Source organism: Amycolatopsis dendrobii, assembly GCF_014145675.1.
Lineage (GTDB): Bacteria > Actinomycetota > Actinomycetes > Mycobacteriales > Pseudonocardiaceae > Amycolatopsis > Amycolatopsis dendrobii.
Genome location: NZ_JACGZW010000002.1, coordinates 774042 through 788344, shown reverse-complemented (window position 1 = coordinate 788344; position 14303 = coordinate 774042). Strand labels below are relative to the sequence as shown.

Here is a 14303-nt window from a genome sequence, read left to right as displayed (position 1 = left end):
GTCTGGTCCCGGCCTTCTTCCGTGCCGTCGCTTATCATGGTGACAAGGAGTCCTAACCGCGAGGCGGCGCGCATGCCCGAGCACGAACCCGGCCTCGACCGGCGGCTGGCCGACGCCATCGAGCGGCTCGGGAACGGCCTGCGCGCGCTTTCCCAGCGCAGCGCCCGCACTCAGGGCCTTTCGCCGCTGCAGCAACAAGCGGTGCTGTCTCTGGCACGCCATCCCGCTCCGCGTCGCGAGGTGAACGCACTTGCCGCGGAGTTCGACGTGACCACGCCGACGATGTCCGACGCGGTAAGCGCATTGGAACGCAAAGGACTCCTCACCCGCTCACCGGGTTCGGACGGACGCCGCCGCCTGCTCACCCTCACCGCCCGCGGCTTCCAGGTCTCCGCCGAGTTGTCGGCATGGGACGAACAGCTGGTGGGCTCGCTGGCCGCGCTGCCGGAGCAGGACCGGGCCACGACGCTGCACACGCTGTTGCGGGTGATCGCGGACCTGCAGCGCAGCGGTGCGATCAGCGTCGCCCGGGTGTGCACGACGTGCCGGTTCTTCGGACCGAACGAGCACCCCGACCCGGAAGCCCCGCACCACTGCCACCTGATGCGGAAACCCTTGGCACTGACCGAATTGCGCACCGACTGCCCAGAACACGAGCAGGCGACGGCCTGACCTACCGCACAGCGACCGGTCAGAGCGCCTGCCGCGGCGGTCAACGAGTCGGTGTTGTCAGCGAAGGTCATCGCTCCTCTTTCCTCCGCGGGAGGGAGATCGACGCGTTCGACGTCCGGAAGCACACCGTAAACCGCTTGCCCGAAAACGGAACCGAGCTCCTCGCGGATGTGCTCGAACCCGGTGTAAATTACCGCAGGAATAATTCCAGCCATAGTGAAGGCATTCGCATTCCGTCGCTAATTCTGGCTATTCCTCGCTGTCGCGCACTACGAGCGCGATCTGCACCCGGTTCACCACGCCGAGCTTCGCGAACAGGCTGCTCGTGTGCGCCTTCACGGTCGCCACGCTGATGTGCAGCCGCGCGCCCACCTCGGCGTTCGACAGCCCTTCCGCGATCGCCCGCGCGGTGTCCCGTTCGCGTTCGGTCAACGCGGCCAGCCGCGCCTGAGCCGCTTCCCGCGCGGCGCGCCGGGTCTCCGACGACTGCGGCCCCATCGCCGCGGTGATCAACCGGCTGGTGGCGGCCGGGGACAGCGCGGGGTTCCCGTCGGCGACCGCGCGCACCGCGGCCAGGATGTCCGGCGGCGGGGTGTCCTTGAGCACGAACCCGAGCGCGCCGGCCCGCAGCGCGCCGAGCACCATCTCGTCGGAATCGAACGTGGTCAGCACCAGGATCCGCGGCGGGTCCGGCCAGCTGAGGATCGCTTCGGTCGCGCTCAGCCCGTCGCGGCCGGGCATCCGCACGTCCATCAGCACCACGTCCGGCCGGAGCCGGCGGACCTCGGCGATCGCGGCGTCGCCGTCCGCGGCCTCGCCCGCGACCTCCAGGTCGGCTTCGCCGTCGAGCATCAGCCGCAACGACATCCGCACCAGCTGATCGTCGTCGACAATCACGACCCGCACCCGGTCCACTCACTCGCTCCCTTCGCCGCGGGCAGGCCACGGCAGCCACGCGGTCAGCACGAACCCGCCGTCCGGGTCCGCGTGATGGTCAAGTTCACCGCCGGCGAGCTCGACCCGCTCGGAAAGCCCCAGCAACCCGAACCCGGCCGACGGCGGCGGCGTCACGCTTTTCGTCGCGCCGGAATCCCGCACCGTCACGCGCAGCCCCTCGCCCTCTCCTCCCGCAACGGTGACACACACTTCGGCTCCAGGCGCGTGTTTTCCGGCATTGGTCAGTCCTTCTTGGACGATCCGGTACACCGTGCGCGCAAGCAGATCCGGCGGCGTCCCGACCGACTCCGGGGTATAGGCGACGTTCACCCCGAGCGCCCGCGCGTCCGCGACCAACGCGGGCAGATTCGCCAGCGACGGCTGCGGCGGCTCAAGCCCGCCCGGACTGGCCCGCAGGACCCCGAGCACCTCCCGCAGCTCCTCCAGCGCCTGATGTGCGCCGTCAGCGATCCCCCTGGCCAGCATTGACGCCTGCGCAGGCGGCAGATCGGTGCGATGCCCCAGCACCCCAGCCTGCATCGCGACCAGCGAAACCCGATGCGCGAGGACGTCGTGCATCTCGCGTGCGATCCGGTGCCGCTCGACGATCCGCGCCTCAGCCGCCCGCGCGACCTGCTCGCGTTCCGCGCTCTCCGCACGTTCCCGCAGCGACTGCAACTCCTCGCGCCGCGCCCCGATCGCCGCCCCGATCGCCACGACGATGCCGGTGATCAACACGATGAACGAAAGGGACAGCCACCACGGATCCGGATCGGAACCGCGCGGGTAGAGCCCTTCGGTGACCGCCGCGGTACCGACGCACGCCAACGCCATAAAGGTGGTCTCGAGCGGCCGGCGCCGAGTAGCGAGCGACCCGAGCACGAGCAGCGCGGCTCCCCCGGCGGACGCCGACACCGCCGAGACGATCACCACTCCCGTCGCGACCGAGAGCGGATACCTCCGCCGCCACATCGACGCGACCAGACAGCCGAGCCCGATGACCGGATCCCCGAAGAGCAGCCACTCGGTCCGCAGGTCCTCGTATCCCGGCGGCAGCGAGGAAGCGACCGCCAGCCAGGCAACCGCTCCGAGCAGCGCGGCCACGACCAGCCGCCACCCGTGCTGCCACGGCTTGAGTTTGACCTGCGAAACGATCACCAGCCCATCTTCGCCGATCGGCCGTCGCTGTGCAGCCACCCACGGCACACTCCGCGCCCTAGACCAAAGTAGTAACCCCCGACTTTGGTCGGCCCAGGTTGACTCCGCAGGTCCGATGCGCACCGCAGCCGCGGCCGACACACTGAGGGCACCACGAACTCAGGGAGAACACATGAGCAAGGGCGGCTACTCAGCAGTGCAGATCGTCGGAATGGTCATCACCGTCGTCTCCGCACAAGCCGCGATCCGCAGTTTCTTCGACCACGACGCGCGCCAATTGTGGGGCATCATCGACTGGGTCCCCGGCGGCTGGGGCGGGCAGCTCGCCGCATTGGTCGTGCTGACCCTGGCCGGAATGGCCCTGGCCGGCTGGGCCCACGACCGCACCAAGGCGAAAAGCTGAGTCCACTTCAGACTCAATGCACTTCCGGCCCAAGCGCCGCATAAGTCTCCGGACGCTTCCGCCGCAGATACTCCGCCATCGCCAGCCCCGCGACAATCAGGATCGGCAGCAACCACGGCAGCAACCCGATCCACGCCGCGTCGGACCCCGCCATCGTCGGAAAGTTCAGGACCGCCAGCACAATCACCCCGATCAGCCCCGCGCCGCCCAGCCCCGGCGCGACAAACGTGCTCCACCAATGCGGATCCCGCCGCTGCCGGAAGAACACCACCACCGCGATCGACGCCATCGCCTGCAACACGAGGATCGCCAACGTCCCGAACCCAGTCATCGACGACGTCAGAAACGCGACCGGATCCAGCCCGAGCACCGCGAAGACCGCGGCCACCAGTGTCGCGAACCCGATCTGCGCCGCACTGGCATTACGCGGCGTACCGGAAACCGTATGCCCCAATACCTTCGGCAGCACACCGTCCCTCGCAAGCGCGTAGATGTACCGGCTAGCGGAGTTGTGCAACGCCAGCAACGCGGCGAACAAACTCACCACGAGCAACAGTTGCATGGCATCGGTAAGCACGGTCCCGAGAACGTCCTGCGAGGTAGCAAGGAGCAGGTCGCCCGCCGCGAGATGATCCTGCGCCACGGATTTCGCGTTCTCCACCCCGATCGCGCTCACCAACGCGAGCGAGGTAACCGCCGCGAACACCCCGATCGCGATCACGGCGATGTAGGTAGCCCGCGGCACCGACTTGTTCGGGTCGCGCGCTTCCTCGCTGAACAACGCAGTCGCCTCGAACCCGATAAAGCAGGTGGCAGCAAACAACAACCCAAGCCCAATAGATCCCGACGTGACGACCGCAGGCGACAACGCACTGAGCGAATACCCGGACTTCACGAGCACCGCGACGTCGAACACGACCAGAATGCTGACCTCGAGGATCAGCGACACCGCAAGCACCTTCGCCGAAACGTCCACCCCGCGCCGGCTCAGCAAAAACACCGCGACGACGGACAGCGCAGCCCAAAACTCCCACGGCAAGTCCAAATGAAAGACCCGGTTGACCACGCCCCCCGTCAACGCACCGGAAGTCCCCACCGCCCCCGCCACGAAACAGTTATACCCAGCCAACGCCACAAACGCCCCGGACAGCCCCGCCGGACGCCCTAACGCCGCGGTAAGATACGCGTAGAATCCACCAGCGTTGGAGACGTACCGGCTCATCCGCGCGTACCCGACACCGAACAGCAGCAACACAATCCCAGCGATCAGGAACGACGCAGGCATCCCGCCGCCATTGCCCAGCGCGATCCCGAGCCCCGCGATCACCACCATCCCGGTCAACGGCGCGACCGCGGCGAGCACGAGAAACGCGATCCCGCCAGTGCCAAGCGCGTTAGCGCGAAGCTGCCCTCCGACAGCCTCCGGTGTCGACTGCTGTGCCATCCAGGCCTCCCGATCCGCACGAGGCTCCCGTTGCCCCGCAGCGTCCCAGTGTGCTTGCCGAGCACCCGATCGCCCTTGTCGCCGCAGGCAGAGGTCTTGCCAATCCGCGCACCCCCGCCGCCTCCCCGAGGTCCGTGCGGGGAACCCTCATCGACTCTGATCGCCTCAGGGTTCCCCGCACCGACCCGCCACCGCGCGTGAAGGCCCCCTTCCCGACCCTAGATTCCCTCAAGGGGCCCCTCACGGAACAGGATTCCTCAAGGAGCCCTTCACAGACCGCCGCCCAACACCCGCCCGCCGGGATCCGCCCCAATGTGGCATTGGGTGCGCCAGACGCACCGAACGCCACATTGGGTGCATCCCACGCACCCAACGCCACATTGGGGCGCTAACCGCACCCCGCCCCCCTCACGCACCCACACACCCAAGCCGCGCAACAAACCGCAGCCACTGCACCCACCCATCGAGGCACCCAGCCCTCCCCCAACCCCGATACAAAGCCGCCCTGCGGTTCGGGGGTGCTTGTCAAGGCATCTTTCCCGCCTTGACAAGCACCCCCGAACCGTCAGCACAATGAGCTAACGGGGTGCCCCACGCAACCAAAGGGCCGATGTCGCCGCCAGGCGACGAGCAATCACCCCAACACCTCCCGCAACCGAGCAGCAAACGCCTCCGGCTCCCCGGCATACCCGTGCTCCCCGCCAAGAAAACCACCGTGATGACTGGGAAACACAGTCACCCCGGACCCGACCCGACCGGCAAGAGCCCGGACAGTCCGCCCGGTAAACGTATCCCCAGTCTCCTCCCCCACCGCGAACACAACCCGAGTAGACGCGTCCCGCAAGGCAGCGACATCCGGCACGTAATCAATAACCGGCCGGGACCGCTCGGACAGCAACGGATCATCCCGTTTGCCGTCATCCGCCGCGGGCATCCCGAACTGCCCGGGCTCGGCGACCGGTTGCGCGAAGTACTCCTCAGTGAACTCCCCGGTCCAACTGGTCATCCCGATGAACGCAGCCATCCCGTATCCCCATCCCCGGGCCAGATACACCTCAGTCATCGCATCGCAGGCCCGCTTGGCCGCCTCGACATCCGGCAACGCGAAAATCGCGGGCGGCTCGTGCGCCACCAAGGTCACGACATCCCCCGGAAACCCGGCAACCAACGCCAACGCGGTAACCGCCCCGCCACTGCTGGCGAACAAGTCAACCGGCCCCACTCCAAGAGCCTCGATCACCGCATGCACATCCCCGGCCTGCACCTCGGGCCGGTTCTCCGTGCTGCCGTCGGACCGGGTGCTCCGGCCGAGTCCCCGCGGGTCGTAAGTGACCACCGTCCGATCCGGAAAGAACGACAGCAGCGTCGTGAACCCGCTGGCGTCCATCGGCTGCCCGATCATCATCAACGGCCGCCGTCCCTCCGAGAGCGGCTGGTTGTGCACGTCGTAAACGATGTCCGCGCCGTCAACCACAAGATGATGACTAGCCACAGCAAGCTCCCCTGCCTCGTAAGACCCGTGTGAGCAGCCTACCCGATCATCGCACCAGAACGTCCATAATGGACTGAAGCGCACCGCGGACCCCATCAGCTATGCTCGAGAGGTGGCGAATTCGGCAGGCAGCAAGGGAATGCCGCGTCCTGAACGGGAGCGGCTGATCCTCGACGCCGCCGTCCAGGAGTTCGGCTCCCAGGGCTACGCCCACGCCTCGGTAGCCGCCATCGCCCGCCGGGCGGAAATTTCCAAACCGCTGGTATACGGCTACTTCGAGTCCAAAGACGGCCTCTACCTGGCCTGCCTCCACCGCGGCGCGGCCCCGCTCGTCGACGCCGTCACCGAAGCGCAAACCGGCACCGGCCTGGACCGCGCCCTCGGCACCTTGGAAGCGATCTTCCGCACCCTGGAACCCCGCCGCCTGGACTGGGCCGTCCTCTGGGACCCGACGCTGCCCCCGGGCTCCGCAGTGGGCGAAGCGGCCCGCGCCTACCGCCGCAAACTCTCCGCACTCGGCGCGGAAGGCACCCAGGAAGCCTTGGCCTCAGCCGGTTTCGCCGACCCCGCCGACGCCTCGCTGTTCGCCCGCATCTGGTACGGCGCGGTCGCCGCTACGGTCACCTGGTGGCTCGAGCATCCCGAGGAACCCGCCGAAACCACCACCCAGCGCTGCGCCCGCATCCTCACCTCCCTGCGCGGCTGATTTCGCAGTCCACCCACTCGAAATACCCGCTCCCCGACACTGGCCGCCCCCGAAACGCGCCAGAATACGTGTAAGCACCGACATAACCGCGCCCATGGCCGTACCGCAGCGGACTGTCCACAACCGCCTCCACCGCCACGACCTCCTCCGCGCCATCCCGCACCGTCCACCGGAACCGCTCCGGAACCCGCATCTCGCGCCCCCGCGGATCAACCTCCGGCTTGGCCCGATGCGCTACCTCTACCCGCACCTCCCGGTACACCGCCGCGGCGCCGTCAAGGGTGCGCAAGTGCGCGAGCCGGCAAGCCGTCGCCCCGGCCGCGCGAACATCGGTGAGCAACAGTTGCGTCCGCTCATCGAGATTGATGATCTGATACGTGAAGAAGTCGATCGGCAACTTGAACCGCTGCGGCAATGGCGAACGCCGAAGTGCTTGTGGCGAAAGAGATCGCGCGTACTCAACAGTGCAAAGGCCGCCGATCTCAGTCTCACCGGTGTCGTCAGTGATCATCCCGGTGAAGCTGGCGAGCAAGCTCAAGTGGTCGTACGCCGGATTGCGCACGAACCACGAGACCTGCGGCGTCGCGGTGATCGCCAAGTCCGCGGAGAATCCGGCGTACCGCGCGTGGACCTGATACGACGGATGCGCTGCTTCGACAGCCAGATCCGAATCCCACTCCAGTCGCGAACCGTCCTCGGCGAAGCGGCATTCGGTGCGGGAATCGTAAGCCTGGTAGTGATGGTGCCCCGGCGCGGCAGTGGAGGAGAGCACGGTCGTGGTGCGGCGGGCGTCAGAGGTCGCGAGGTAGTCGTTGTCGAAACAGACCGCGCCGGTGCTGCCGATCAGCGTCATGGTGTTGAGGTAGCGGTGCGGCCGCGGCAGTTCCGGCACGAAAATGCCGTAGTGCGTCCACGCCCAGGTCCGCGAGCCCGCATGCGGCCGCAGCAGACCGGGGCGGTCGAACGGCTTCGCGGACTCCTCGATCCGCTGGTCGAAGCGAGGGAGCACCTTGTTCACCACGAACGGGGCGGCAGCGGTCAGCATGCTCATCTTTCCTCCTCAACAACTATTACCCTAGAGTAAGTTACCCAAGGGTCAATTCGGAAGGGAGCAGACGGATGACACGGTCCTGGTGGGGTTGGGGCGACGTCGAGGAAGCGCTGACCGCCGAAGAGACAGCGGCGCTGGTCGCGCGCACCGCCGCCTTCCTGCCCGCCCACGACTTCACCGACCACACCCCGCCGGCGCCGGACGAGCTGCCGGTGCCGCCGTCCCGTCTTCGCCCGCCCACCGCGCTGGCCCGGCTGTGCTCGACCGACCAGGCCGACCGGCTGTCGCACGCGCGCGGCAAGGCGTTCCGCGACGTCGTGCGGAACCTGGAAGGACGGGTCGAAGCAGTGCCGGACGTCGTCGCGCGACCGGAGTCCGAGCAGGACGTGCTCGACCTCCTGGACTGGTGCTCCACCGACGGCACGCCGGTAATCCCGTACGGCGGCGGCAGTTCCGTCGTCGGCGGGATCGAACCGCGGTTCCCGGCACCCGCGGTGTCACTGGATCTCGGCCGCCTCGACCAGGTCGTGGAGATCGACCGGACGAGCCGCGCCGCGCGCATCCAGGCCGGGGTGTACGGACCGGCGCTGGAGGACCAGCTCCGCCCGCACGGGCTGACCCTGCGGCACTACCCCCAGTCGTTCACGCACTCCACGCTCGGCGGCTGGCTGGCGACCCGCGCCGGCGGCCACTTCGCCACGCTGGCCACGCACATCGACGACCTCGCCGAATCACTGCGCGTCGTGACCCCCGCCGGTGTCAGCGAGTCGCGGCGGCTGCCCGGTTCGGGGGCCGGACCGTCGCCGGATCGGATGTTCCTCGGCTCGGAAGGCACGCTCGGCGTGATCACCGAAGCCTGGATGCGCCTGCAAGAACGCCCACAGTGGCAAGCGAAAGCGTCAGTCAGCTTCGCCCGGTACTCCGACGCGGTCCGAGCGACCCGGGCGATCGCCCAGTCCGGCCTGTACCCGGCGAACTGCCGGCTGCTCGACGCCGCCGAAGCGTTCCTCAACACCGGCGTCCAGGCAGACGGTTTGCTGCTGCTCGCGTTCGAGTCCGCCGGCCATCCGGTGGACGCCTGGCTGGACCGCGCGCTCGAACTGACTGCGGACCACGGCGGCACCGTCACCGCCCGCCGCGGCGAGTCCGGTTCGACGTGGCGATCGGCGTTCCTGCGGATGCCGTACCAGCGCGACGCCCTCGCCCGCCGATCGATGGTGGTGGAGACCTTCGAGACCGCCTGCACCTGGGACGCGTTCGAGTCCCTGCACGAGGCGGTCACGACAGCCGCGAACGCGGCGATCGCCGAGATCTGCGGCGCGGGCGTGGTGACCTGCCGGTTCACCCACGTGTACCCGGACGGCCCCGCGCCGTACTACGGCATCTACGCGACCGGCCGCTGGGGCAGCACCGTCGCGCAGTGGGACGAGCTGAAAACCGCGGTGTCCGAAGCGATCCTGACCCACGGCGGCACGATCACCCACCATCACTCGGTCGGCCGCGACCACCGTCCGTGGTATGACCGGCAGCGCCCGGACCCGTTCGCCGCCGCCCTGTCCGCGGCGAAAGCCGCCCTTGACCCAGCCGGAATCCTGAACCCGGGCGTCCTTCTCCGCTGACCCGTCACCGCCGCAGGTACCGCAACGCCCGCGTCGCCGCGTGACTGCCGCACATCCCGTGCGCGCCCGGTCCCGGCGGCGTGGCCGCGGAACACACGAAATGCCCGGGAACACCCGCGTCATACGGCTGCAACGTCGTCCGCGGGCCGAAGACCAGCTGCCGCAGGTCTTTCGCGCCGGTGAGGATGTTTCCGCCGACGAAATTCGGGTTTCCCGCAGCGAATTCCGCCGACGACGTGGTCACCGAACCAATGACCCGCTCCCGGAAGCCCGGCGCGAACCGCTCGATCTGCGCGGTGATCGCCTCGGTGGCGTCACCGGTGTATCCGTGCGGCACATGCGCGTACGCCCACACCGGATGCACATCACCGACCGAACGCGACGGGTCAGCCAGATACTGCTGTCCCAGCAGCACAAACGGCCGCTCCGGCATCTGTCCATTGTGTACTTCACGTTCGCCGGCGGCGACCTCCGCCGCCGAGCCTCCCAAGTGGACCGTCCCGGCCGCACGCGCTTCCGGCGACCGCCACGGAATCCCGTCCTGCACCGCGAAGTCCACTTTGAACGCGCCGGGACCGTAACGGAATCTCTCGTACGCTCGCCGGATCCGCGGCGGCAACCGGTCGCCGAGCACCTGCGCGAGAGCGCTCGGTCCGACGTCCCACACCACCACGTCCGCCCGCGGCAGCTGCGAAACCGACGCCACCCGCACCCCGGTCTCGATCTTCCCGCCGAAGTCGGCTATCAGCGCGGCCAAGGCGTCGCCGATCGCCCGCGACCCGCCCTCGGCGACCGCCCAGCCGTGCCGATGACCAGCGGTGAGGATGCCGAGCCCGATCGCCGACGACAGCGGCCGATCCAGCGGACGGAACGCGTGCGCCGCCACCCCGAGCCATAGCGCGCGGGCCTGTTCGGTGCGGAAGCAGCGGGCCAGCACGGTCGCCGGCACGACCGTCGGCAGCCCGAACCGGCCCAGCAGCAACGGATGTTTCGGCACTCGCAGCAGCGGCCCGAGAATGTCCTCGCTCAGCGCGTCGTAGTTCTGCGCGGGCGAAGAAAACAGCGCTGACCAGCGACGTTCGTCCGGACCGAGTCCGGCGGCGGTGCCGGAGACCGAGTGGCGCAGGACCCCGGCGGTACCGTCGTCGAGCGGATGCACGCAGTCGATCTCCGGCAGCCGCCAGCGCAGGCCGTACCGGTCGAGTCCAAGGTCGGTCAGCACCGGGGAGCCGACCGCCATCGGATGCGTCGCGGAGCAGTGGTCGTGCCGCAGGCCGGGGACGATCGCCTCGTAGGTGCGGGTGCCGCCGCCGATCTCGTCGGCGGCCTCCAGCACCGTCACGTCGACCCCGGCGCGAGCCAGCACGGCCGCCGCGGCGAGCCCGTTGGGCCCGCTGCCGACCACCACCGCGGCAGTCATGCCAGCACGCTGCTCGTCGTCGCCGGGCTCGCGGTCCAGGTGACGGTGAGCGGAATCGGGCCGTTCGGCAGCCACGGCTGTTCGCCGACCGCGTCGGCCACCGTCCAGTGGCCGCGCTCGATCACGCCCAGCGCCGCGTCAATCACCTGGTAATGCTGCACCTTCGAGTGGATGGCCTGCGATTCGACCCAGACCACGATCCACTCGCCAGGCGCGAACCCGACCCGCTTCTGCACCGCGTTGACGAAGTCGAGGTTGTGCAGGTGCCCGTCGCCGAAGTTGAACCCGAGGATCGAGTTGCAGCCGAATTCCGCCTCGCGCACCGTCCGCGTTTCGAGGTCCGGCAGGTTCTTCGCGAGCACCGAGAACAGCCCGCGGCCCTGGCTGTGCATCGACCGCCACGCGATGGTCTGCTGCATGGTGATCTCCGCGATTTCCGCCGGATAGCCCATCGCCTGCAACTGGTCGACCTGGTTCTTCGTCGGCCGGTGCGGCAGCGTGTTCAGCTTCGCCTCCGCACCCGGCGCGAACGCCCACAGCGCTGACGCCCAGTTGCCCGCGTACTGCCGCATCGACGGCAGGAACGAGACCAGATCCGGCCGCAGATTGCCCAGGATCGGGAAGAACAGCAGCGCGGCCGCGATCACGACGGCGAGCCAGCCCGGCGTCAGGTCGCCGACGCCGTACCCCGCGCTCGCCGGGAAGCCGAGGAACAGGAAGATCGCGAGGTAGCCGAACAAAATGTTCCACTCCAGCGGCACCGCCAGCGGGAACGTGGACGTGATGAACAGGTGGAACACCACCATCAGCGCGACCCCGGCGAGCGTGGCCCAGTGATTGGTGGAGAACAGCAGCACCAGCGGGGTGATGATTTCCACCGTCGTCCCGCCGACGTGCGCCATGAACGTCGCGAGCTTCGACGGACGGATGTCGTCCGGGAAATTCCGGTAATGCGCGCGCTTCAGCCACTGGAACGGAACACACGGGCTGTTGGACACCATCGGCGGCACCACATTCGTGAAGTGCTTGCCGAACTTCGAGACGCCCGCGCCGATCCAGACAATGCAGATCAGCAGTTTCGCGGCGATGATCATGTTCACGAACGGAAGGAAGGCGAAGAACACCAACGCGGGCAGATACTGTTCACCGCGAGCGGCGAGGAAAATTGTCTTGTCCCGCAAGCCATTCAGCACGTACAGCACGATCGGCGCGATCAGCAACGCCGGACGCACGAGACCCGAGGTGTTGCCCGGCAACGCAGCCGACAGCGCGGCGTCCGGGACACCAGGCAGCACGATCGCGGTCAGCAGCGTGGCGAGGAAAGCCAGGTACAGCAGCACATCGAAGCCGTTCCGCCGATCGCCCGCGGTGAACGGCACCCGCTTCCACGGCCGCAGCCGGATCGTGCCGGGCCGCGCCCAGAACAGGATCCCGCCGGTCATCGGCTTGAACTTGCCCGCGATCGGACCCCAGGAACCGGCGACGCCGACCGCTTCCAGGAAGACCGTCCACAGCACGAGCTTTTGGTAAACGACTGGTTCGCGCCACCACGCGGCGACGTCCCAGAACGGGCCGACGCCGGACGTCGCGGTCGCCAGCGCCACCCCGGCCAGCACGTAGAGGAAAACCAGTTTCACCACGTACGTGGCCGGGATCATCTTGGGCGAGCCGAATCCGAACTGGACCCAGTGCAGCGCGAGCGCCTTGGTTCGTTCGAACAGTGGCTTCCGCAGGAAGGTTTCCGGATCGACCGGGGGAAAGTCCCCTGTCTTGAACCCCATTGTTCTCCGCCTTTCTCCGGGCAGCATCGACCGGACCCGGCAATGCGGGCACGGATGGTCTTCTTTCAGCAGGGAGGAATCAGCCCGCCGCGGCGAGTTCGCGACGCAGCGCGGGCTTGTCGATCTTGCCGACCGGGTTGCGCGGCAGCGCGGGCACGATGTCGATCCGTACCGGCACCTTCACCCGCGTCAGCCGGGCCCGGCAATGGTCAAGCAGTTCGGCCTCGCTCACGACCGCGGCCGGGTACAGCGTCACAGTCGCCACGGGCAATTCACCGAGCACCGGATGCGGCGCGCCGACCACCGCGGCTTCCAGCACCGCCGGGTGTGCGTGCAGTGCGTTCTCGATCTCCTTGGGGTAGAGGTTCTCCCCGCCCCGGATGATCATGTCCTTGATGCGGTCGACCAGGACGAGGTAGCCGTCCTCGTCGAACCGCCCGACATCGCCGGTGTGCAGCCAGCCGTCGACGATCGCCGCGGCGGTCGCCTCGGGCCGGTTGAGGTAGCCGCGCATCACGTTCGGGCCGCGGACCACGACCTCGCCGGGACCGTCGGTCAGCCTGCCCTGCGGATCCATCAGCGCGACTTCCTGCCCGGGCAGCGGACGCCCGACGGTGCCCGGTTTACGCGGCCCGGCCAGCGGATTCAGCGTCGACGCACAGGTACCTTCGGACAGTCCGTAGCCTTCGACGACCACCACACCGAACCGTTCCTCGACGCGCCGGATCAGCTCGGCTGGCATCGGCGCGGCCCCGCAAACCACCAGCCGCAGCGACGAAGTGTCCGGCCGCACGGTGTCCGGAAGGCCCGCTAGCCGAGCGTAAATCGCTGGCACGGCCGAGAAATACGTCGGACGGACGCGTTCGACTGTGTCGAAGAAGTCGTCGGCGCGGAATCTCGCGGTGATGGTCGAGCGACCGCCGGCGAGCAGCGGAGCGAGCACGCTGACCACGATGCCGTTGACGTGGAACAGCGGCAGAATCAGCAAACTGTGGTCTGCCGGGCCGAGTTCGAGCGCGTCGACGATCATCTCGGTCATCGCCCGCACGTTGCCGTGGTCGAGCACCACGCCCTTCGGCTGGCCGGTGGTGCCGCTGGTGTAGATGAGCAACGCGACCGCGTGGTCGTCGTCGGCGACCGGACCGTCGTCGGGCGCGGCGGTCGCCAATTCCTCGAGCCGCATCGTCACCAGGTTCGAATCACCTTGTCCCACCACGACTTTCGCCTGCGCGTCGGCGATCTGGAACGAGGCTTCGCCGTCGGTCAGCTCCGGATTCACCGGCGTCACCGCGGCGCCGAGCCGCCAGGCAGCGAACAACACCACCGCGAATTCGACGCGATTCGGCAGCAGGACCGCGACGACGTCGCCCGCACTGACCCCTCGGGCCCGCAACGCGGCGGCCGCGCTGCGCACTCGCACCGCGAATCCGGCGTTGCCGAGTTCGCCGTGTTCGTCGGCGAGGCACGGCCGGTTCGGGTTTCGCCGGGCCCGTTCTTCAGGCAGCGCCGCGAGATGCATCGTCGAAGTCCTTTCCCAGGGCGGCTCAGGTGGGAAATGACGGTAAGGACGGGAAGTGACCCAGGCCATAGGCCGCAGAACCGAAGGCTCCGCCGGTCGTTG

The 14303-nt window shown here is 68.4% G+C and carries 12 protein-coding genes; 4 read left to right on the top strand and 8 right to left on the bottom strand.

Features of this window, described 5'->3' with window-relative positions; genetic code table 11:
- Positions 1–72 precede the first annotated feature (72 nt).
- The gene (locus tag H4281_RS07765) at positions 73–672 is read left to right on the top strand and encodes a MarR family winged helix-turn-helix transcriptional regulator (protein WP_182890135.1); all 600 of its coding nucleotides are present in this window, start codon (positions 73–75) and stop codon (positions 670–672) included.
- 249 nt (positions 673–921) lie between these two features.
- Here H4281_RS07765 and H4281_RS07760 read toward each other — a convergent pair whose 3' ends face one another.
- On the bottom strand, positions 922–1587 hold the full coding sequence (locus H4281_RS07760) for a response regulator transcription factor (RefSeq protein WP_182890134.1): 666 nt from the start codon (positions 1585–1587) through the stop codon (positions 922–924).
- Positions 1588–2805 carry a sensor histidine kinase gene (locus tag H4281_RS07755; RefSeq protein WP_312872077.1) on the bottom strand — a complete coding sequence of 406 codons (1218 nt, stop codon included), beginning with the start codon at positions 2803–2805 and terminating at the stop codon, positions 1588–1590. It abuts the gene before it with no gap.
- A gap of 133 nt (positions 2806–2938) precedes the next feature.
- On the opposite strand from H4281_RS07755, the gene H4281_RS07750 reads away from it, so the two are divergent.
- On the top strand, positions 2939–3169 hold the full coding sequence (locus H4281_RS07750; protein ID WP_182890133.1) for a hypothetical protein: 231 nt from the start codon (positions 2939–2941) through the stop codon (positions 3167–3169).
- A gap of 13 nt (positions 3170–3182) precedes the next feature.
- Here the strand turns inward: H4281_RS07750 and H4281_RS07745 are convergent, their stop codons facing one another.
- Both H4281_RS07745 and H4281_RS07740 read right to left on the bottom strand, forming a co-directional pair.
- A complete protein-coding gene (locus H4281_RS07745; protein WP_182890132.1) occupies positions 3183–4613 on the bottom strand; it encodes an APC family permease in 1431 nt (476 codons plus the stop codon).
- 634 nt (positions 4614–5247) lie between these two features.
- A complete protein-coding gene (locus H4281_RS07740; protein ID WP_182890131.1) occupies positions 5248–6201 on the bottom strand; it encodes an alpha/beta fold hydrolase in 954 nt (317 codons plus the stop codon).
- Between the two features lie 16 nt (positions 6202–6217).
- Between H4281_RS07740 and H4281_RS07735 the strand changes: the two genes are divergently transcribed.
- Complete coding sequence (locus H4281_RS07735) at positions 6218–6811, top strand: TetR/AcrR family transcriptional regulator (protein WP_312872076.1); 594 nt, start codon at positions 6218–6220, stop codon at positions 6809–6811.
- Here the strand turns inward: H4281_RS07735 and H4281_RS07730 are convergent.
- Positions 6792–7862, bottom strand: coding sequence for a DUF6670 family protein (locus H4281_RS07730; RefSeq protein ID WP_182890130.1), 1071 nt, complete (start codon positions 7860–7862; stop codon positions 6792–6794). The two genes, H4281_RS07735 and H4281_RS07730, sit on opposite strands and share 20 nt — an antisense overlap.
- A gap of 68 nt (positions 7863–7930) precedes the next feature.
- Between H4281_RS07730 and H4281_RS07725 the strand changes: the two genes are divergently transcribed.
- A complete protein-coding gene (locus tag H4281_RS07725; RefSeq protein ID WP_182890129.1) occupies positions 7931–9481 on the top strand; it encodes an FAD-binding oxidoreductase in 1551 nt (516 codons plus the stop codon).
- 4 nt (positions 9482–9485) lie between these two features.
- Here the strand turns inward: H4281_RS07725 and H4281_RS07720 are convergent, their stop codons facing one another.
- The 3 genes from H4281_RS07720 to H4281_RS07710 form a co-directional block, all read right to left on the bottom strand.
- Positions 9486–10901 carry a phytoene desaturase family protein gene (locus H4281_RS07720; RefSeq protein WP_182890128.1) on the bottom strand — a complete coding sequence of 472 codons (1416 nt, stop codon included), beginning with the start codon at positions 10899–10901 and terminating at the stop codon, positions 9486–9488.
- Positions 10898–12682, bottom strand: a complete 1785-nt coding sequence (locus tag H4281_RS07715) for a DUF3556 domain-containing protein (protein WP_182890127.1) — start codon at positions 12680–12682, stop codon at positions 10898–10900. The genes H4281_RS07720 and H4281_RS07715 overlap by 4 nt, the downstream gene beginning before the upstream one ends.
- A gap of 79 nt (positions 12683–12761) precedes the next feature.
- Complete coding sequence (locus H4281_RS07710) at positions 12762–14201, bottom strand: class I adenylate-forming enzyme family protein (protein WP_182890126.1); 1440 nt, start codon at positions 14199–14201, stop codon at positions 12762–12764.
- Between the last annotated feature and the right edge of the window lie 102 nt (positions 14202–14303).

Bases quoted from the DNA above. Each gene is read 5' to 3' on its own strand.
- H4281_RS07750 (WP_182890133.1), top strand. From the start codon at position 2,939: ATGAGCAAGGGCGGCTACTCAGCAGTGCAGATCGTCGGAATGGTCATC.
- H4281_RS07745 (WP_182890132.1), bottom strand. From the start codon at position 4,613: ATGGCACAGCAGTCGACACCGGAGGCTGTCGGAGGGCAGCTTCGCGCT.
- H4281_RS07710 (WP_182890126.1), bottom strand. From the start codon at position 14,201: ATGCATCTCGCGGCGCTGCCTGAAGAACGGGCCCGGCGAAACCCGAAC.
- H4281_RS07720 (WP_182890128.1), bottom strand. From the start codon at position 10,901: ATGACTGCCGCGGTGGTGGTCGGCAGCGGGCCCAACGGGCTCGCCGCG.
- H4281_RS07715 (WP_182890127.1), bottom strand. From the start codon at position 12,682: ATGGGGTTCAAGACAGGGGACTTTCCCCCGGTCGATCCGGAAACCTTC.
- H4281_RS07730 (WP_182890130.1), bottom strand. From the start codon at position 7,862: ATGAGCATGCTGACCGCTGCCGCCCCGTTCGTGGTGAACAAGGTGCTC.
- H4281_RS07740 (WP_182890131.1), bottom strand. From the start codon at position 6,201: ATGGGGTCCGCGGTGCGCTTCAGTCCATTATGGACGTTCTGGTGCGAT.
- H4281_RS07725 (WP_182890129.1), top strand. From the start codon at position 7,931: ATGACACGGTCCTGGTGGGGTTGGGGCGACGTCGAGGAAGCGCTGACC.
- H4281_RS07765 (WP_182890135.1), top strand. From the start codon at position 73: ATGCCCGAGCACGAACCCGGCCTCGACCGGCGGCTGGCCGACGCCATC.